Raw genomic sequence first — 18,224 nt, forward strand, 5'->3', positions numbered from 1 at the left:
CTCAGGATGAGGGTGTTTGTGTGGGAAGTCTGAGGTGCAAGATGCCTCCCAGCCTCCCAGCCTCCCAGCCTCCCAGCCTCCCAGCCGCCCAGCCTTGATGCCTCCCACCACCTCATCCTGAGGAAGGCCATAGGCCTGTCTCGAAGGATGGGCCGCTTGCTCAGCCTGTGGCGGCGTTTCCTCTAAATAAGCGGTTGCCTTAGGGGGACCTAGTCCACGACGTATGACCCGGGCACTCGATAAGAGCTAGCGCCGCCTTCAAGCCTCTTCCGCGGCCTTGCGGATCGCCGAGATATTGCCGGCATAGCTTTCCACCGTGCCGCCCTTGAAGACTGCGGACCCTGCCACCAGCACATTTGCACCAGCCGCAGCAACGAGGGGGGCGGTTTCGGGGGTGACGCCACCGTCGATTTGGAGGTCGATCGGACGGTCACCGATCATCTGGCGGATGCGGCGGGTCTTTTCGACCTGCGACTGGATGAATTTCTGACCGCCGAAACCCGGGTTGACCGTCATCACCAGAATGAGGTCCAGCCGGTCGAGAACATATTCAATGACGCTTTCCGGGGTCGACGGGTTCAGCGAGACACCGGCCTTCTTGCCCAGGTTGCGGATTGCCTGCAGAGACCGGTCGAGATGCGGGCCGGCTTCGGCATGAACCGTAATGAAGTCGGATCCTGCCTTTGCAAAGGCTTCCAGGTAGGGATCGCAGGGAGCGATCATCAGGTGGGTGTCGAAGATCTTGTCCGTGTGCGGGCGCAGCTTGGCGATGACATCCGGGCCGAAGGTGATGTTCGGCACGAAGTGGCCGTCCATGACGTCGAGATGGATCCAGTCGGCTCCCGCTTCCACCACGTCGCGGACTTCCTGGCCGAGTTTGGAAAAATCGGAGGCGAGGATGGAGGGGGCAATCTTGACGTCGCGCGGCATGGCAAACTCCCGGACAGGCCAGACGGGCCGTTATCGTCCCGTTTTCTGATGTTGCCGCCGCGCTAGCACTTCTGATGCGACTGGGCAAGATACCCGAGCCGGCCTCAATCGGTTTAGAAGCTCAAAGACGTCCCGTTATCGCCAGATATCTGCGGTCCGGTCCTTCGAAGCCGAGGCTGTCCATCTGGATCAGCACGGCAAAGACGGGCGGGGCTTCATCGGGGAAATGGGTGACGATGCGCTCAATCCGGTAAGCCAGTGGGCAACGGCGGCTTTCAGGCACGCTGTTGTCCTCGTTGAGGATGCGGGTGACACCATTGTGGACCATGGTCAGGCGGAAGCCCTTGGTCTCGGCTCCGTAGCTCTCGCACTGGGCATTCGGCAGGGGGTATTCCGACAGGGTGAGGTCGATTGGATCGTCACCGGACAGGAAAGTGACGCGCGGGGCAACCAGCATCTTGTGGGGATCGGATGTCAATTCCGTGCGAGGATTGAAGCCGACGGTCTGGCCTTTACCGGCAATGGCCTTGTCCTGGAGCAGTGGCTGAGCGGCAAGACGGTTCTCCGCCCTGGTCTCCGACAGGGCGTTGTCGGCTGCATCGCCCGGACCCGGGTCGACATCCTTGCGCAGGCGAAAGGGGGACGGCGGCACCCAGGTATCGCCGATCACGTCGACAACGAAGATCTCAGAATAGGGGAAGCCGGATCCGTCCTGGACGCCGAACTGCTCAAAGGCGAAGAAATCGCCGTTCCTGGAAAAGCCGAGAAGCTGAAGCTCTGCGGTGTCTCCAGCCATTGCCGCCGGGGCGAGGCTCGCGCCGGCAAGCAGGAGCGTTGCGGCACACAGAAGACTGCGGCCCGCCGATGAGCACAGGGATTTGACGGTGGATGGCAGAACGGACACGGCACTTTCCTCACGCGAAGTGTTTGACCTGGCTAGTGGTAAGCCTAGCACGTTCGCCTGTCAGGTGTGCTACGTCACAGTTTTCACGTTCAGACGGCAGAACACCCGCACAAACGGTTTCAGGAACAGGGGCAGGATGTAGATCGGAAACTGGCCGACAGCGAACCAGAGCCAGGTGAATTCCGGCAGGGTGCCACCGAAGGCGGCGACCATCAGTCCCATGTTTCTGGTGCCACAGGTATGGGCGATTGCATAGGCGTCTTCTCGGGTCGCCGGTGAGAACAGCAACAGGCTGAGCGCAATCTGTACCAGTGCGAGGCAGAAGGTGATGGCGGTAAGGCCCAGCGTGAACAGTGGTTTTGCGGCAAAGCTTGCGGCGACACCGTCCATGGCAGCTATGGCAAAGACCAGCAGCAGCAGCACATTGAGACCGCTGATGCGGTGGGAGGAGCGAGCCAGGCGCTCTTCACCGGCCAGTTTGCGAAAGGCGATCGAGACCGCAAAGGCGCCTGCAAGCAGCAGGGAGAGCTGGATGGCAAGGCCGCCGACGCTGAGAGGCAGGGCAGGCCCGAGCATCAACTCGCCGATGAAGGGGGCCGTCAGCGGGGTGATGATCAGAGCGGCAACAGAAAGCGCGAGACTGAGGGTGCCATCAAGGCCGAGCAAATAGATGAAGGCAGGAGCCGCCATCACCGGGGGAGCGGCGGTTGCGATGAAAAGGGCCAACATCACATCGGGGCCAAGAGCCTTCAGGCCGGAAAGATCGATCAGCAGCCACGTCAGCAGAGGCGCGCCGAGCATCATCCACAGGAGGGCGGCAATCAGAAGCGTGGGACGACGCAGGCGCATGCGGATCGCGAAGGTGTCGACCCGCAGAAAAGCCAGGGTCAACAGGCTGAAGACGGCAACGGTCAGGTAGGGCCGCAGATAGGCGGACAGCGCCGGCAAGGCCATGCCGATGAAGATACTCACAGCAAGGGCGGCCGTTCCGTTGCGCCCGATCCATGCCAAGCCTGCACCACACCATCGAATCATCTTAAGTTGTCCTTTGAACCGCGAGTTGTGGCAGGCACTTCCGCGCCTCTTAAAGGATCCGGACCTCGGACGCCAGTATTAGGGCACCGTCCGGAACAGGCATGACAGCAAAAACCAGGCAAACGCAATCCTTCGACGTGATGGTGCTCGGCGCCGGTATCGTCGGTGTGTCAACGGCACTGCATCTGCAGCGGCTGGGCCTGTCCGTTGCGCTGATCGACCGCAAGCACCCGGGCGAGGAAGCTTCCTTCGGCAATGCCGGGATTGTCCAGCGCAACGGCTTCGTACCGCATGCGGTGCCGACGAATCCGCTCACGCTTCTGGGGATCCTTTTCGGCCGCTCAAGTGCCGTTTCGCTGGATATGGCCACCGTACTGCGGATGTTGCCGTGGCTGCGCCAGTTCCACGCAGCAGGCAATGCCCGCGGGGTTGAGGCCTATTCGCGGGCGATTGCTCCGTTGAGAGCCTTCGCCGTCGAGGAGCATCTCGACCTGGCGCATGCGACCAATGCCAACCGCTTTTACCGCCAGGGCGGCTGGCTGCATCTTTACCGCTCGGAGACTGCCTTCCAGGCAAGCGAGACCGAACGCCAATACGCGCGGGTGTTTGGCGTTTCCTATCGGGAAATGTCGGCTGGCGAGATCGGAACGCTGGAGCCTGGCCTGACGGCGCAGGGGCTGAGAGGCGTTCATTGGCCGGAAAGTTGTTCGGTGTCCAATCCCGGTGCCGTGGTCGATGCTTTCTGGCGGGGATTCGTGCATGACGGGGGCGGGTATTTCCGCGCCGATGCGATGAAGCTGAAGCAGGAGCGTGGCGGCTGGCAAATCGAGGGGGAACGCGGCACATTGTTTTCCCGCCAGGCAGTGGTTGCCCTCGGCGCCTGGACCGCGGATCTGCTGGCACGCCTTGGAGAAACCTATCCGCTTGCAGTCAAGCGTGGCTACCACATGCATTATCGTCCGTTGTCCGGGGCGTCCCTGTCACGACCGGTTGTGGATGTCGAAAACGGCTTCGCCCTGACACCGACGGATAATGGCATTCGCCTGACCACTGGCGTCGAACTTGCCGAGCGCGATGCCCCGCCCAATCCGGCGATCGTCAAGCTGGCGAAACGACGGGCCGAGGAAATTTTTCCGCTTGGACGGGCGTTACAGGAACAGCCGTGGATGGGAAGCAGGCCATGTTTGCCGGATTCGCTGCCCGTGGTTGGTCCGTCTGCAAAGATCCCGGGCCTGTGGCTCAACTTCGGCCATGCTCATGACGGTTTCACGCTCGGGCCGGTGACGGGACGGCTGCTGGCCAGCATGATTGCGGGCAAGCAGCCTTTTCTGGACCCGGCGGGGCTGTCTGCGTTGCGGTTCGCCACCTGAGCGTCTAACCTGGCGGTCGATCAAGGTCGGATGTCAGCTCTCGCGCAAGGGCAGGGCGACGGTGTCCTTCACCGTATTGACGACGATGCGAGACTGCACATCGGACACGAGCGTATTGTCCAGCAGCTTCAGACGCAGAAAATTGTCGTAGGTTTTGATATCATCCGTCACAACCTTGATAAGATAGTCGACGGCACCGGTAATGCGCTCGCACGTCACGACCTCGGGCCAATGGTGGACCAGCTTGTCGAATGTTTCCATGTTCTCGCGGCTGGGAACCGCAAGCTTGACGAACGAGTAGGCCACGAAGCCAAGACCCACGGATTCGCGGTCGATGATGGCAGTGATCTGGCGGATGATTCCCTGTTCCTTGAGGCGCTTGATCCGGCGCCAGCAAGGCGTCTGGCTCATGCCCGCTTCCTTTGCCACCTCGGCAATGGAGAGCGACGCATCCCGTTGCAGTACACGCAGAACACGTATGTCCGACGGGTCGAGAAGATATTTATCTGTCATTGGATATTTTAGGAATTTTTATTCTGCCTCTGGGTGATTGGCCGTGACGATAGCACAGAAATTGCCTGAGAAAAGGATGATATTACCTATTATGTGAGGTTGCCGCCGGGGGACATTGCCCCAGATGTCGGTTGAGGAGGAATTCGGATGAACGTGCACATGCCAACCGTTACCCTGGAGGACAAATACGTCGCCACGGAAGGACGGGTCTATCTGACAGGCATACAGGCGCTTGTCCGGCTGGCGCTCGATCGGGCGCGCATGGACCAGTTGGCCGGCCTGAAAACGGGCGGCTTCATATCCGGCTACCGGGGATCGCCGCTTGCCGGTTACGACACAGAGCTGATGCGGGCTCATCGCCACCTCAAGGGGTATGACGTCGTCTTCAAGCCGGGCGTCAACGAAGAGCTGGGCGCGACCGCAGTGTGGGGCAGCCAGAAGCTGCGCGGCGAGGGCGGTGTTGGACGGGCAACCTCTTACGACGGCGTCTTCGGCATCTGGTACGGCAAGGCGCCGGGCGTCGACCGTGCCGGCGATGTGCTGCGTCAAGCCAACGCTTCGGGCACTGACCGCAACGGCGGTGTGCTTGCCTTGGCCGGTGATGACCACCTTGCAAAATCCTCCATCCTTCCGGCGCAGAGCGAGTTCTATTTCGAGCATGCGGAAATTCCGGTCCTGAACCCGGCCGATATCCAGGATGTTCTCGACTACGGCCTGCACGGCCTGGAAATGTCCCGCTTCACCAGCCTCTGGACGGCCCTGATCTGCGTTGCCGACACGATGGATGCATCGGCAACGATCAATATCTCTCCGAACAGGCTGCGCATGGTGCGTCCGCTGGAAGGCGATCCGCGCAAGGACTATCACCAGAACCGCGATCTCCTTCTGGGTAACCGCCTGGAGACAGAGCGTCTGGTGCGCGATCTTCGTATTCCGGCGGCTCAGGCCTATGTGCGGACAAACGGTCTGGACCGGGTCACCTTCGGAACGAGGACCAATCCCAAATACGGCATCGTTGCTTCCGGCAAGGCCTACCGGGATCTGCTGCAGGCACTCGACCTGATGGGCATTACAGAGGACTTTGCCAAGGCGCTGGGCCTCGGGGTTTACAAGGTGGCAATGAGCTGGCCTCTGGAGCCGCTCGGCCTGCGTGATTTCGCCCGTGGCACAGAACGTTTGCTGGTGGTGGAGCACAAGCGTGCGTTCATGGAATCCCAGATCAAGGACATCTCCTATCACTGGCCGGAAATGAGCCGGCCGGAAATCTGGGGCAAACGCCGTCCGGACGGGACACCGTTCCTGTCCGACGTTCTGGAACTGTCCGTTGCCGAGCTGATCGAAGGTCTCATGACCTGGCTGCCGGGCGATGTGGTTTCGGAAGAAATGCGCGCGGTTGCCAACCGGATGACCAAACAGGCCATGTGGGCCCAGGGCCATGCGGAACGCGCTGCCCGTATTCCCTACTTCTGCTCAGGCTGCCCGCATTCCACGTCGACCAAGACACCGGAAGGCTCCCGCTCGCTGCCGGGCATCGGCTGCCACGCGATGACGGAAATGGCCGGGCGGACAACGGAAGGCCAGATTGCGATGGGCGGTGAAGGTGTCTTGTGGGTCGGGCAGCAGCCTTTCTCCGGCGACAGCCACGTCTTTGCCAACGTCGGCGACGGCACCTACTTCCATTCCGGCATCCTGGCGATCCGGCAGGCGCTCGCCTCCAACGTGCCGATCACCTACAAGATCCTCTACAACGACGCGGTTGCCATGACCGGTGGCCAGAAGGTGGACGGCCAGCTGACCGTTCCGCAGATCACCCGTCAGCTGGAAGCCGAAGGCGTCGAGCGGATCGCGGTTGTTTCGGAGAACCCGGACAGCTACGGCTCCTGGACGCCGCTTGCCCCGGGAACCAAGATTCACCATCGCGACGAACTGATGGAGGTTCAGGAAGAGTTCCAGACCTTCAAGGGCGTGTCGGTGATCGTTTACGACCAGACCTGCGCCGCGGAAAAGCGCCGCCGGCGCAAGCGCGGGCAGTTTCCCGATCCGGACATGCGCCTCTTTATCAATGACCGGGTATGTGAAGGCTGCGGCGACTGTTCCGTGCAGTCCAACTGCCTGTCGGTGGAGCCACTGGCAACACCATTCGGTGAAAAGCGCGTCATCAACCAGTCGAGCTGCAACAAGGACTTCTCCTGTATCAAGGGGTTCTGCCCGTCCTTTGTCGAGATCAACGGTGCTGCACTGAAGAAGCCGAAGAAGGCGGATGTCGATATCGACACCCTGGTGGAAACCCTGCCGCTGCCGACACTTGCTTCGCTTGACCGCACCTGGAACACGCTGGTGGCCGGTATCGGCGGCATGGGTGTGACCACGATCAGCGCGATCCTGGCTATGGCGGCCCATGTGGACGGCAAACAGGCTTCCACGCTGGACATGACCGGCCTTGCCCAGAAGGGTGGCCCGGTGACGTCTCACGTGCGTTTTGCGGCGGGCAACAGGTCGATTGAAGGTCCGCGGGTTCCGGCAGCCAGCCTCGACCTTCTGATCGCGAGTGACATGGTGGTGGCCGCGAACGCGGATCAGCTCGCGCTCGCCCATCGTGGTCACACGATGACCGTTGCCAACACCAAGGTGGCCCCGACTGCGGAATTCGTGCTGAAGCAGACGCTTTCCTTCGATGAAAAGCAGATGGACAGCGCCCTGCGCAAAGCCTCCGGCACATATCTGCCTGTCAATGCTGCAGACATTGCCGAGAAGCTTCTGGGCGATGCCATCTATGCCAACATGCTGCTGGTCGGCATGGCTTTCCAGAGTGGCGCATTGCCGGTCTCGGACTATGCCATCGAAACCGCGCTGGAGCTCAACGGCGCGTCGGTGAAGAACAACATCAAGGCGTTCCGTGCAGGCCGCGTGCTGGCTGCAGATCCGGAAAAACTGCTCAAGGCCCTGCCGTCGGAAGCCAAGCAGCGTGTCTTTACCGTCGATGAGAAGATTGCCTTCAACGCCCAGGAGCTGACCGCCTATCAGGATGCGGCCTACGCACAGCGTTATCTGGATCTGGTCGGCAAGGTCAAAGAGGCTGACGAAGCGCATGGTCCGGGCACGTTCCGCCTGACGCAGACTGTGTCCGACATGCTCTACAAGTTGATGGCCTACAAGGACGAATATGAAGTCGCGCGGCTTTATAGCGATCCTGCCTTCAAGGAGAAGATCGCGCAGCGCTTTGAAGACCCGAAGAAGCTGAAGGTTCATCTGGCACCGCCATTCCTCGCGCATCGCAAGGATCCGAAGACCGGCCGTCCGCAGAAGATTGCCTTCGGACCCTGGATCTTCTCCGCGTTCAGCTTCCTGGCGAAGTTCAAGGGCATGCGCGGCAAATGGTACGACCCGTTCGGCCGGACGGCGGAACGCAAGACCGAGCGCGCGCTCATCAGCCAGTATGAGGGTGATATTGCCGAGATCCTGAAACGGCTGCCGGAAGGACACTACGGCCTGTTGGTCGAGCTCGCCCGGGTTCCGGATCTTATCCGCGGGTTTGGTCCGATCAAGGATGACAACATCGAAAAGGCGACTGAAAAGCGCCGTGTGCTTCTGGAGCAGCTCGACAGAAGCAACGACGGCGGTTCGGACAACAAGACCGGTACCAAGGAGTTTCTGGCTGCTGCCGAATAAAGGCTGAGCAGGAACAGCAAAAAACCGGCGCCGCAGGGTGCCGGTTTTTTTATGTCTTTTGCTCCGGGTGAAGGCGCTGCAATCCTGAAACGGAAGGCAAGTCCATGGACGAGCTAGCGCCAGGGGCCGCTAATGATCGGCCGCCGCCGGTTTTCTTCGCGGGCTCTCAAATCGTTGTCGCTGAGGACATCGAAAAGAAGATCGTCCGGAATGGATTGATGGCTGGATCGGCGGGAAAGGGCCTTGCCGAGTTTCCGTCGCAGGAGGGCCGCCAGTTGATAGAGACCGCGGGTGCGGGAGGGCGGTATGGCGGCGACACGGGGAAAACGGACCACGGAGGACATGGCTGGCTCCAATAAAGAAATATATTACTTTCTTTATTTAGATTGCGCCTGGTGAAGGGTCAATAAGAAAAGGGAAATATTTCTTTATCTCGTGCGCTGCTGACGGGCACGCCTCTGTCCAGGGACCTTGCGGCGCAGCGAATGTATTTAAACCAGTCGCAATTTCTGACCTTCGGAGACTATTGAAACGGCCCCTGAAAATCTTTTTTCGGAAAAAATATTCGGATTTCAACGGGATAAAAAAGTGACTTCGAGCGGGGAACGAAGCGGTCAAAATTGTTACATTTCAATGACATGTAATGAATACATGCGATATAGTTAGAATTGTTCTCAAGTTTTAAAAAAAGACAATTACATTCTGGAAAAGCGCGTTTCGACCTTCTTTAAAACTCATCGTCATTTTCTGTACCAACGCCAAACCGGCACACTTGTGAAAATTGGTAATGGAACATGACTGAAGCGTTGAAAACAGAACTGGTGAACTTCTCGGAGCTGACCGGTGAAGCTGGCAGCGCCCGGAGGGCCGAACTGGCCCGGCATGTCGCAACCCTGTTTGCCCTGACCTCCGATCGGTGCTCCGACGAGCAGGTGGATATTTATGACTCCGTTCTCTTGCGGCTTGTCGACATGGTGGAAGACGAAGTTCGCCGTTATGTCGCTGACCAGATGTCCAGCCTGAGACGCGGTCCGGAAGAAACCATCCGCCGTCTGGCCGATGACGAGATCGAGGTGGCTGAGCCGATCCTGCTGCGCTCCACCGTGCTGCGGGAGGCCGATCTGATCAAGATCGCCGAAAAGCGCGGCAATGCGCACCGGTTCGCCATCGCACAGCGTGAAGTTCTGTCTGAAGAGCTGACCGATGTGCTGGTGCGTCGCGGTGATCTGAAGGTCAAGCGCAAGGTGGCCAGCAACGACGGCGCCTGCCTGTCGGATGCATCGATCATGGCCCTTATCAGCGATGCTGCCTCCGATGCGACGCTGCAGCTTTCCTTGAGCGAGCGTGCGGATCTTGCCGAAGCGCATATTGCCAGCCTGATCTCGGTTGCCAGCGAGGAAGTCCGGCGGAAGCTGCATGCAACCGGCCGTGGTCACGAAGCCGAGCGGGTAGAGGAAGCTGCCGATATCGCCGCACAGCGCATGTCCAACCAGTATTGGCTGGGCCGCTACGACTTCGAAACAGCGCGCAGCCGGGTCCTGCTGCTGGCCAAACGCGGGATGGTCAATGAGGCGGCCCTGCGCCGGTTTGCCTCGGAAGACCGGTTCGCGGAAGCGGTTGCCACCTTTGCCTGGCTGGTGAGATGCGGTGTCGAGGAAGTCAGCCACTGGATGGTGCGCCCCGATCCGGAGCCGTTTGTCATCCTTGCCAAGGCTTCCGGCTTCTCCTCCATCACCGTGGGTTCCCTGCTGGCCATCGGCCCTTGGCGTCACCGCCTGACACCGGATGTGCGCAGCGACGCCATGGCCATGTTCGAGCGCATGACGATCGCCGAAGCCAAGCGCAAGATGGCTCATTGGAACAACACCGTTCTGCACTGACACAATTAAGCAAGGCGCCTCCTGCCTGCACGTAAGGCCCGGTTCGAAAGGATCGGGCCTCTTCTTTTTCAGCGCCTTGCGAAAAGCCGGCTTTCTTTCAAATGGCACAGATCCGTGCCAAGAAAGACGGGGATCCTTTTCGCGACTCGTCCTGGGGCTGACATGCGCTTTTCACATCCAACCTATCGCCGATCCTGTCTTGCCGATGGCGGCCGCAAGAGGCCAGGCAAGGCGTTCCTTCTTCTGTCAGGTCTGCTTGCACTCTTTCTGTGTCTGGGTGGTTTGCCCTCAGGGGCGCGGGCACAGGGAATACCCGGGCTGTTTTCCGGAAAGGGCTCTACCAAGACCGAGACCGGTACCGGGGCTCCGGCCGCTGAAGCGACGGCAGATGGAAATGCGCAGCCGGAAGCGGCTGGCTCTGCAGTGGCGCCGGCCGACGGCGCCGGCGAAGGCGCAAACCTTCTTCAGACCGTGGACGAGTTCACCGAAGATGCCGTCGAGGCCCGGGATGTTCTCAAATCCATCGTTCAGAAAATTCCCGAGATCCAGGATGTGATGGTGGAGACCCTGCGCGCCCAGGGGGGCGAACGGGGTCTCAACTGGATGTCGTCGACGCTGGTGGACATTCTGATAGCCGTTGTTCTCGGCCTTGTGGCCACTGCTCTGGTGAACCGGTGGGGCCGGCAGCAATTCGCGTCCTGGTACCAGCCGGACGCGACGACACGGGCTGACAAGATTATCTATCTTTATGCCCGGGCGATCCTGATGTTCGTCGGTGTCGGGCTCTTCTTTGCCGTAGCGGCCGGGGTATTTCTTCTGGTCGGAACGGGCATTGATGCATCCAACAAGACCGCACTTGTGGTTGTCGGCACCATGGCGGTTTTTCTGGCGCTCCGTGTTGTCTGGCTGAATGTGCTGGCACCCGACGCGGAGAGCCACCGGTTGCTGGCGCTTTCCAATCAGGAAGCGACCGGGCTCTACAGGACACTGCTGGTCGGCTCCGCCATTTCCCTTGCGGCGGTTGCCTTCTGCCTCTGGATGGAGCGACTGGGTCTGTCGCCTGACATTCACAAGCTGGCATTGATTGCAGCCTCCGCGCTGTCGATGGTCATCCTGTCCGGCATCGCGATTGTCTATCGCAGGGTGATTGCGCGGCTGATCCGGGGAAAGAAGGGGGCTGAAGCGCCGATCTGGCGAAGGGTTCTGGCCAGCGGCTGGCACTTTGTTGCCGTTGCCTATTTCTTCCTTGCCTGGGGGATTTCGGCAGTGCGTATTCTGCTCGACTTGCCGGACGCGATCGGTCTGGTCGGTGCTCCGCTGGAAGTGCTGCTGATGGCTGCGGTTGCCTATGGGCTGCTGATCCTGCTCATCGACCGGGTTCTGTTGCCGCGGCTGGACACGGCCGCCGCACAGGAGCAGATTGCCGAGGACATCAAACGTGCCGAAGCAGGCGAGGGCGGCGAAGAGGATGCTGCCAGCACATTGGCCCAGGCGCGCGCGGAAGCTGCCGAGCGGGAAGCGCGACGCTCACCCTTCCGGGACCTGTTCGACCGGGGTGCCACTATTCTGGTCGTGTTCACCTCGCTGGACATGCTGGCTTCCAAATGGGGACTGCCGCTTGCCGGTAGCGGCTCGCTGATCGGTTCCTTCGTCGAGGTGCTTCTGGTCATGTTCCTTGGCTACATGGCCTATGAGGCCGTGAAAATCGTCATTGACCGGGAAATTGCCAAGGAAGCGCCTGCCGAGAAAGACGAAGAGGCGGAAGTCGGCGGAACCGGTGAGAGCCGGATTTCCACCTTGCTGCCGATCTTCCGCAATTTCCTGCTCATCACGATCGTGGTGATCGCCACGATGGTAATCCTGTCGCAGCTGGGCGTAAATATCGCGCCATTGTTCGCCGGTGCCGGTGTCGTCGGTCTGGCAGTTGGATTCGGGGCTCAGACCCTTATCCGGGATATCTTCTCCGGAGCTTTCTATCTGATCGACGATGCCTTCCGGAAAGGGGAATACATCGATATCGGCAGCGCCAAGGGCGTTGTCGAAAAGATCTCGATCCGGTCGATGCAGCTGCGGCACCACCGCGGTGCGCTTACGACGGTTCCCTTTGGCGAAATTCAGAAAGTGGAGAATTTCTCACGAGACTGGGCGGTGATGAAACTTGCGTTCCGCGTCACCTACGACACCGACGTGGACAAGATGCGCAAGATCATCAAGAACTTCGGCAAGGAGCTGCTGGAGGACGAGTATTACGGGCCCATGTTCCTGGCGCCGCTGAAATCTCAGGGCATCATGTCGATGGAAGACAGTGCCATGATCGCGCGCGTCAAGTTCACGACTAAACCGGGCAAGCAGTTCGAGCTTCGCAAGGTCGTTTATGCAGGTTTGCGTGATCTGTTCGAAAAGAACGGGATCCGCTTTGCACATCGCCAGGTGACCGTGCGTGTTGCCGGGACCGACAACGACGAAGAGGCAATGCCGCCTGCTGCCAAGGAAGCTGCCGCCGCAGGGGCTGCTGCGGCTGGACTATTGGGCGAAGAGGCCGATGGGGAAGGCCGAGAGGGAGCGGAAGACCGGCTTTAGGGTATGGCCGCTATTAAGGATCATTTGATTTGAGGCGGACCGATCCGGTCACATCCGCAGAGCGCGAAAAAGGCGTCGCCCGCATCCTTGAAATCCATATAACCCACGAGAAAATTACTACTCATCCGCATATTGAAAGAGCGCCTGCAGGGACTGGTCGCCAATCTGGCCGTCAATTTTGCCATGATAAACTCCGGCTTCCTTCAACCGGCGTTGAACGGCCTTGTTGAAGGAGAGCGGGTAAGTGTCGGACTTGGTCAGAAACCAGAACTCCGCTTCGATCCTGCCACCGGACTTGATTGCCTTCATGAGCCAATCGATGGCGATTTCCCTCCGGTCGCTCTTGAAGGTGCCGTTGAGGTATTGAAGGGTCAGTTCCCGCATCGCAATCGGGTCGTCAGCCGCCGCTGCCTGTTCCAGCAGTTCCCGGGCCCTGTCGATGTTCTTGTCGCCGCCGCGGCCCTTGAGATACATCCAGGCGAGGTTTGTTGCCGCCAGGCCTTCGTCGTCCGACGCCAGCGCGCGCTGGTACCAGTGGCGGGCCTTGAAATCGTTCTGCTCAATTCCTTCGCCTCTGTCATAAGCTCCGGCGACATAAAACGCGGCTTCCGGGTTGCCGGCTTCGGCTGCCTTCTGGAACCACTCGAACGCCTTCGCCTCGTCATAGTCGACGAGGTTGCCTTCGCTATAGGAATGCGCGAGCAGGTTCATGGCATTGGCGTTGCCCAGACGGGCGGATTTTTCCAGAAGCCGCAGCGTTTCTCCCGGCTGCCATTCGACGCCCTTGCCGAGCTCATAGGCGACGGCCAGTTCGACCATGGCTTCGGTGTTGTTGAGCTCCGCCGACTGCCGGTACTGGCGGGATGCCTCGGCTTCGTTGCCCGAGCGGTCGAGGACCTTGCCGTAAAGCAGCCGAAGCAGGGCGGAGTTGGGAAAGAGCGCGACTGCGTCATAACAGGCTTGCACGGCCTCTTCGGGATCGCCGAGCCCTATATCTGCGTTCTCGATGGCCAGGCATGTCTTGACCGGCCTTGAAGCTGACTGCCGCGCCTTGGCATCCTGGTTGTCGGCAATCGAGGGATGCTTGTGTCCGAGGACGTTGTTCAGCAGCTTTAAAGCGTCCTCGGTGAATTGCCCGTCCGGATAGCGCTCCAGGTACAGCCTGACTTCATCCGGATTGTCGCCGTAGCGGACGGCTTCCCACAAGGCTTCTTCGCTCGACGCAAGTGCCAGTTTGCCCTGTTCGGTGGGGTTGAAGGTGAAATCCAGAACCAGGGATGAATTTTCCCAGGGGATCTGGGCTCCTTCCGTGGTTTCAATCACATCCGTCCGCACCCGCCGCAGCATGCGGGCAATGTCCAGATCAGGGGTGGAAATGTGCGTCAGCAATGCCTTTGTAAAAGGGCTGTTTCCGTCTGTTCCGTCAAGGGCGACATTGCCTGGCTCCGTTGCGTAGGCGATAAGCGTGCCTGGTCCGGCATCGACCCGGGCGAGCCCCTGGCCTACCTCAACCGCTCTATTCCCCATGGCGCCGGCAAGGGTGAGTGCGAATGGATTGTCACGGCAGGCATCTAGCAGAATGATCCTGGTTTTTGCCGAGCCGTCCATTTGTTGTAGAAGCGATTTGACGGCGATCAGCTCGGCGCTGATGTCGCTTTCTTCCTGCAAATGGGCGTCGGAGGGGACTAGGTAGTTTTCGCCGGCAACCTGGATTCCGTGCCCGGCGTAAAAAAACAGTGCGACGTCAGCTTCTTCCAGGGATTTGGAAAACATCCGGATTGTTTCCAGAAACGAGGAACGCTGCAGATTTTCCTGCTGCAGGACCTCAAAATTCAGCTCTTTCAGGGCTTCACCAAGTTTCCTTGCGTCGTTGACCGGGTTTTCGAGCGTGCTGGCCGAGGAATAGGCCGCGTTCCCCACGATTAGCGCGACACGCTTTTCGGCATGTGCGGGAACCGTGAAAAGCAGAACGCTGAAAAAGAGGTAAATTGATCTCGTCACGAGGCCACGCTCGAAAAACAATTGAACACTCCCAGGCAAAAGCTTCTTCGATCATTTCGTCAAACATGTGTACTGGCGGAAATAAGGCGTCCGGATTTCCTGAAACGGGAAACGAAGTGGCCAGTACCAGGATTTAAGCGGCTTCCCTTGGTGGAAGCAAGCAAGCTTTCTGTGTGTGGAGTGGCTATTGAAGCCTGGATGAAGGCAGCGGCTCTTTTTCTTTCGGTACGCCTGTTGGAAACGACCAAAAGACGGAAGCAAACCTGCCGAATGCACTCTGCCGGTTAGAACAGGCTTAACTTGCCCGACTAGCATGAGATTTTGAGCATTTCGCCTTGTCCCTTGTGTTCCGCAGGACAGAATCTGACACTTGCGGCGAGACCGCCATAATGGTGTGCTTCACCTTTCGGATCGCAAATGTGAAGGGGGAGACTATGCTGAAACCAATGTTTCTGGGAACTGCGCTTGCGGTTGCCCTGTCATGTCAGGCCATTGCGGGGCCTTTGCAGGACAAGGCGGCTGAAGCGGAGGCCGCGCTTGATGCCGGCAAGGGCGGGGAAGCCATCTCTTTGATGCGCGAGGCCCTCTTCGACGTTTGGTCGAAAGCCACCATTTCCATTCCAACCGCCTTGTTCGTGATGGCCCCTGCCGACGGCTTCGGCATCTTTAAACCCCGGGAAGATGCAGCTTTCGGAGCGGACGAGCCGCTGCGCATCTACCTGGAGCCGGTTGGCTTCGACTGGAAACAGCAGGATGGCCTTTTCACATCTCTTCTGACCGTCGACTTCGACCTCGCGTCGCCCGATGGCAAGGTGCTGGCTGGGCAGAAAGGCTTTGGCCGGTTCGACTTCAAGAGCCACGTGCCCAATACCGAATACATGGCCAACCTGACCCTGAATGTCAGCGGGGCTCCGGCGGGCGACTATGTACTGGAACTCACCGTCAACGATGAATTCAGCGGCAATTCCGCGAAAGTCCGGATGCCCTTTTCAATCAAGTAGGTGCATCGGCAACGGGGTGAGGGGCGATCTATTCGCTTTTGTGCGCCAGGTCCGTGGACCTCTTGACTGAAATCCGATATCGGTCCCGGCAGGCACCAGGAAGAGGCTTGCCATGACTTGAGCTGCCATCCGGCAGCCGGGATGCGCCACCCTTCGCTGATCGAGGAAACCGGGCCCAGGCATGAAGCTCTACGACTGTTTTGTCTTCCATAACGAATTCGACCTTCTGGAAATCCGCCTTCGGGAGATGGGGAACCATGTCGACAAGTTTGTCCTGGTGGAAGCGAACCAGACGCAACGCGGTGGTCCAAAGCCGTTCTACTTTGCGGAAAATCGCGAACGGTTTGCGCCCTGGTCCGACAAGATCATCGATCTTCAGGTCGAGTTTCCCGATGAATTGCCGCCGGCACTCGGCGTCTACAAGAACCGCCGGAAGGCGGACTGGGAACGCGAGAACTATCAGCGCAATTGCATTGCACGGGGACTGGAAGCCTGCGCGCCGGACGACGTCATCCTTCTGTCGGATGTCGACGAGATCGTGCGGGCGGATGTTCTGAAGAAGGTGCTGGACGAGAAACTCTACAAGGGTCGGCTGCTGGTGTTCGAACAGAGCCTGCACAAACACCATCTAGACCGTATCGTTCCCGGCAAGACCTGGCTGCTGGGGTCGCGGATGATTGAAAAGAAGTACCTGACCACGCCGCAGCAACTGCGCCGGACAAAGGCCCGGATGACGAAAAAGCCCTACGTGCCGGGTTTCGTCACCCAGCCGCTTCTCAGGATCCGCAACAACAACCTGTCGGGCATCAGCCGCCCGGTGAAAATCCTGCCCGATGCAGGCTGGCATTTTTCCTCCATGGGCGGCGTGGAAGCCTTCCGGACCAAACTGGCATCTGTCGTCCATGGGCAGACGGTCGATACCAGCGATATCGAAAGGCTCTACGCGAAAGAGCTTGTCGGCACCGAGATCATCCCGCGCGAAGGTCTGCCGGGCTGTGTGCGTGAGGGGCGCTTCGATCACATGCTGGATCAAGGTGCTGTGCCTGCCGAAAGCTGAAGAGTTCCGCCGAATTCGGTCTTTGGTAATCGGATACCTGATCCGTTCGGGAGGGCACGCTCGAAGATCGCAACCATGTGACTATTCCGATCGAGCTTCTACACGATGCGGGCTGGAGGCTTCCTCGCCCAAGGAGATGGCGTCGTCTTCTTCTGGGCAATATTCACATGAAGCCGATTTGGAGCCCGGCCTGGAGAACGTATCCATGAACCTTCCGCCGCTTTAGCGACTGACGGCACCGATAGGAGCGGTCACGGGACCAGTTTCAGCGGCGGACAGTTGCCGCGAAGACACTTTCAGATAGGGTGGTCGAGGCTGCGGCCGGTGTTGTGTCGTGTGCTGCCGATCCGCGATATGAGAGCAAAATATTCTCCCTCTTTCTGCATTTTTGCTCTTTCTTCTCCTGCAATCGCTTCCACATTCCGGCACTAAGGCCACTCACTCATCATGCCGGAAAGGAATTGATATGAGCTGGTTCAAAGCGATTGCCGCGGCCGCAGTGCTGCAGGTACTTACCCTTTCTCCCTCGCAGGCGGGTGACAACCTCGATGCGATCAAATCGGCAGGTGTCCTGAAGATCGGCACCGAAGGCACCTACGCGCCTTTCACCTTCCACGACGGGGAAGGCAAACTGGTCGGTTTCGATGTCGAAATCGGCGAGGCCGTTGCCGAAAAACTTGGCGTCAAGGCCGAGTTCATCGAAGGCAAATGGGACGGTCTGATCGCCGGCCTGGACGTCAAGCGCTACGACGTGGTCATCAATCAGGTCGGCATCACCGACGCCCGCAAGCAGAAATACGATTTCTCCGACCCCTACATCGCCTCGAAGGCAGTGCTGATTGTTCGCGACAGCAATGACGACATCAATGGCTTTGAAGACCTCGCCGGCAAAAAAGCGGCTCAGTCCTTAACCAGCAATTTCGGCAAGCTGGCGGAAGAAGCCGGAGCGGAACTGGTCGGCACCGACGGGTTCGACCAATCCATCCAGCTGGTGCTGACACGCCGCGCCGATGCGACCATCAACGACAGCCTGTCCTATCTGGACTTCAAGAAGCAGAAACCGGATGCGCCGGTGAAGGTTGTCGCCGAGAAAGCAAATGCCGACTATTCCGGCATTCTGGTGCGCAAGGGTGACCCAGAACTGGTTGCCGCCCTGAATTCGGCGCTGGCCGACATCAAGGCGGATGGTACCTACCAGGCGATTTCCGACAAGTACTTTGGTCAGGACGTGTCCAACTGACATGATGAAGGCCGGTCCATGCAGATCTAGACCGGCCCTTCTCA

General features: G+C 59.4%; 13 protein-coding genes. 7 read left to right on the top strand and 6 right to left on the bottom strand.

Annotated elements, in window-relative coordinates:
* Positions 1–258: 258 nt before the first annotated feature.
* The 3 genes from rpe to ACYQ6M_RS06880 form a co-directional block, all read right to left on the bottom strand.
* Complete coding sequence (rpe, locus tag ACYQ6M_RS06870; protein ID WP_460072886.1) at positions 259–930, bottom strand: ribulose-phosphate 3-epimerase; 672 nt, start codon at positions 928–930, stop codon at positions 259–261.
* Positions 931–1,051: 121 nt separating this feature from the next.
* Entirely contained in the window at positions 1,052–1,834 is a 783-nt protein-coding gene (locus tag ACYQ6M_RS06875) for a DUF2259 domain-containing protein (RefSeq protein WP_460072888.1), read from the bottom strand.
* Between the two features lie 69 nt (positions 1,835–1,903).
* Complete coding sequence (locus tag ACYQ6M_RS06880) at positions 1,904–2,869, bottom strand: sodium:proton symporter (RefSeq protein ID WP_460072890.1); 966 nt, start codon at positions 2,867–2,869, stop codon at positions 1,904–1,906.
* A 101-nt stretch (positions 2,870–2,970) separates the two neighbouring features.
* Between ACYQ6M_RS06880 and ACYQ6M_RS06885 the strand changes: the two genes are divergently transcribed.
* On the top strand, positions 2,971–4,239 hold the full coding sequence (locus ACYQ6M_RS06885) for an NAD(P)/FAD-dependent oxidoreductase (protein ID WP_367022704.1): 1,269 nt from the start codon (positions 2,971–2,973) through the stop codon (positions 4,237–4,239).
* A gap of 33 nt (positions 4,240–4,272) precedes the next feature.
* On the opposite strand, the gene ACYQ6M_RS06890 is transcribed toward ACYQ6M_RS06885, so the two are convergent.
* Positions 4,273–4,752: an Lrp/AsnC family transcriptional regulator gene (locus ACYQ6M_RS06890; protein WP_006939550.1), complete on the bottom strand. Its 480-nt coding sequence runs from the start codon at positions 4,750–4,752 to the stop codon at positions 4,273–4,275.
* A gap of 147 nt (positions 4,753–4,899) precedes the next feature.
* Between ACYQ6M_RS06890 and ACYQ6M_RS06895 the strand changes: the two genes are divergently transcribed.
* Positions 4,900–8,421 carry an indolepyruvate ferredoxin oxidoreductase family protein gene (locus ACYQ6M_RS06895; RefSeq protein WP_460072893.1) on the top strand — a complete coding sequence of 1,174 codons (3,522 nt, stop codon included), beginning with the start codon at positions 4,900–4,902 and terminating at the stop codon, positions 8,419–8,421.
* Positions 8,422–8,534: 113 nt separating this feature from the next.
* On the opposite strand, the gene ACYQ6M_RS06900 is transcribed toward ACYQ6M_RS06895, so the two are convergent.
* Positions 8,535–8,765 carry a hypothetical protein gene (locus ACYQ6M_RS06900; RefSeq protein ID WP_062488394.1) on the bottom strand — a complete coding sequence of 77 codons (231 nt, stop codon included), beginning with the start codon at positions 8,763–8,765 and terminating at the stop codon, positions 8,535–8,537.
* Positions 8,766–9,215: 450 nt separating this feature from the next.
* Between ACYQ6M_RS06900 and ACYQ6M_RS06905 the strand changes: the two genes are divergently transcribed.
* Positions 9,216–10,301, top strand: a complete 1,086-nt coding sequence (locus ACYQ6M_RS06905; RefSeq protein ID WP_023000900.1) for a DUF2336 domain-containing protein — start codon at positions 9,216–9,218, stop codon at positions 10,299–10,301.
* 162 nt (positions 10,302–10,463) lie between these two features.
* On the top strand, positions 10,464–12,881 hold the full coding sequence (locus ACYQ6M_RS06910; protein ID WP_460072896.1) for a mechanosensitive ion channel domain-containing protein: 2,418 nt from the start codon (positions 10,464–10,466) through the stop codon (positions 12,879–12,881).
* 117 nt (positions 12,882–12,998) lie between these two features.
* Here the strand turns inward: ACYQ6M_RS06910 and ACYQ6M_RS06915 are convergent, their stop codons facing one another.
* On the bottom strand, positions 12,999–14,882 hold the full coding sequence (locus ACYQ6M_RS06915) for a caspase family protein (RefSeq protein ID WP_460072898.1): 1,884 nt from the start codon (positions 14,880–14,882) through the stop codon (positions 12,999–13,001).
* A 434-nt stretch (positions 14,883–15,316) separates the two neighbouring features.
* Here ACYQ6M_RS06915 and ACYQ6M_RS06920 point away from each other — a divergent pair, with 434 nt between their 5' ends.
* From ACYQ6M_RS06920 to ACYQ6M_RS06930, 3 genes are all read left to right on the top strand, one after another.
* Entirely contained in the window at positions 15,317–15,883 is a 567-nt protein-coding gene (locus ACYQ6M_RS06920) for a hypothetical protein (protein ID WP_460072900.1), read from the top strand.
* A gap of 181 nt (positions 15,884–16,064) precedes the next feature.
* Positions 16,065–16,940 carry a hypothetical protein gene (locus tag ACYQ6M_RS06925; RefSeq protein ID WP_460072902.1) on the top strand — a complete coding sequence of 292 codons (876 nt, stop codon included), beginning with the start codon at positions 16,065–16,067 and terminating at the stop codon, positions 16,938–16,940.
* Positions 16,941–17,406: 466 nt separating this feature from the next.
* Entirely contained in the window at positions 17,407–18,180 is a 774-nt protein-coding gene (locus tag ACYQ6M_RS06930) for an amino acid ABC transporter substrate-binding protein (protein WP_062488397.1), read from the top strand.
* Positions 18,181–18,224 lie beyond the last annotated feature (44 nt).

The organism is Roseibium sp. ROS1 (assembly GCF_054658215.1).

Bases quoted from the DNA above. Each gene is read 5' to 3' on its own strand.
- ACYQ6M_RS06920 (WP_460072900.1), top strand. From the start codon at position 15,317: ATGCTGAAACCAATGTTTCTGGGAACTGCGCTTGCGGTTGCCCTGTCA.
- ACYQ6M_RS06880 (WP_460072890.1), bottom strand. From the start codon at position 2,869: ATGATTCGATGGTGTGGTGCAGGCTTGGCATGGATCGGGCGCAACGGA.
- ACYQ6M_RS06930 (WP_062488397.1), top strand. From the start codon at position 17,407: ATGAGCTGGTTCAAAGCGATTGCCGCGGCCGCAGTGCTGCAGGTACTT.
- rpe (WP_460072886.1), bottom strand. From the start codon at position 930: ATGCCGCGCGACGTCAAGATTGCCCCCTCCATCCTCGCCTCCGATTTT.
- ACYQ6M_RS06900 (WP_062488394.1), bottom strand. From the start codon at position 8,765: ATGTCCTCCGTGGTCCGTTTTCCCCGTGTCGCCGCCATACCGCCCTCC.
- ACYQ6M_RS06925 (WP_460072902.1), top strand. From the start codon at position 16,065: ATGAAGCTCTACGACTGTTTTGTCTTCCATAACGAATTCGACCTTCTG.
- ACYQ6M_RS06895 (WP_460072893.1), top strand. From the start codon at position 4,900: ATGAACGTGCACATGCCAACCGTTACCCTGGAGGACAAATACGTCGCC.
- ACYQ6M_RS06905 (WP_023000900.1), top strand. From the start codon at position 9,216: ATGACTGAAGCGTTGAAAACAGAACTGGTGAACTTCTCGGAGCTGACC.
- ACYQ6M_RS06885 (WP_367022704.1), top strand. From the start codon at position 2,971: ATGACAGCAAAAACCAGGCAAACGCAATCCTTCGACGTGATGGTGCTC.
- ACYQ6M_RS06890 (WP_006939550.1), bottom strand. From the start codon at position 4,752: ATGACAGATAAATATCTTCTCGACCCGTCGGACATACGTGTTCTGCGT.
- ACYQ6M_RS06910 (WP_460072896.1), top strand. From the start codon at position 10,464: ATGCGCTTTTCACATCCAACCTATCGCCGATCCTGTCTTGCCGATGGC.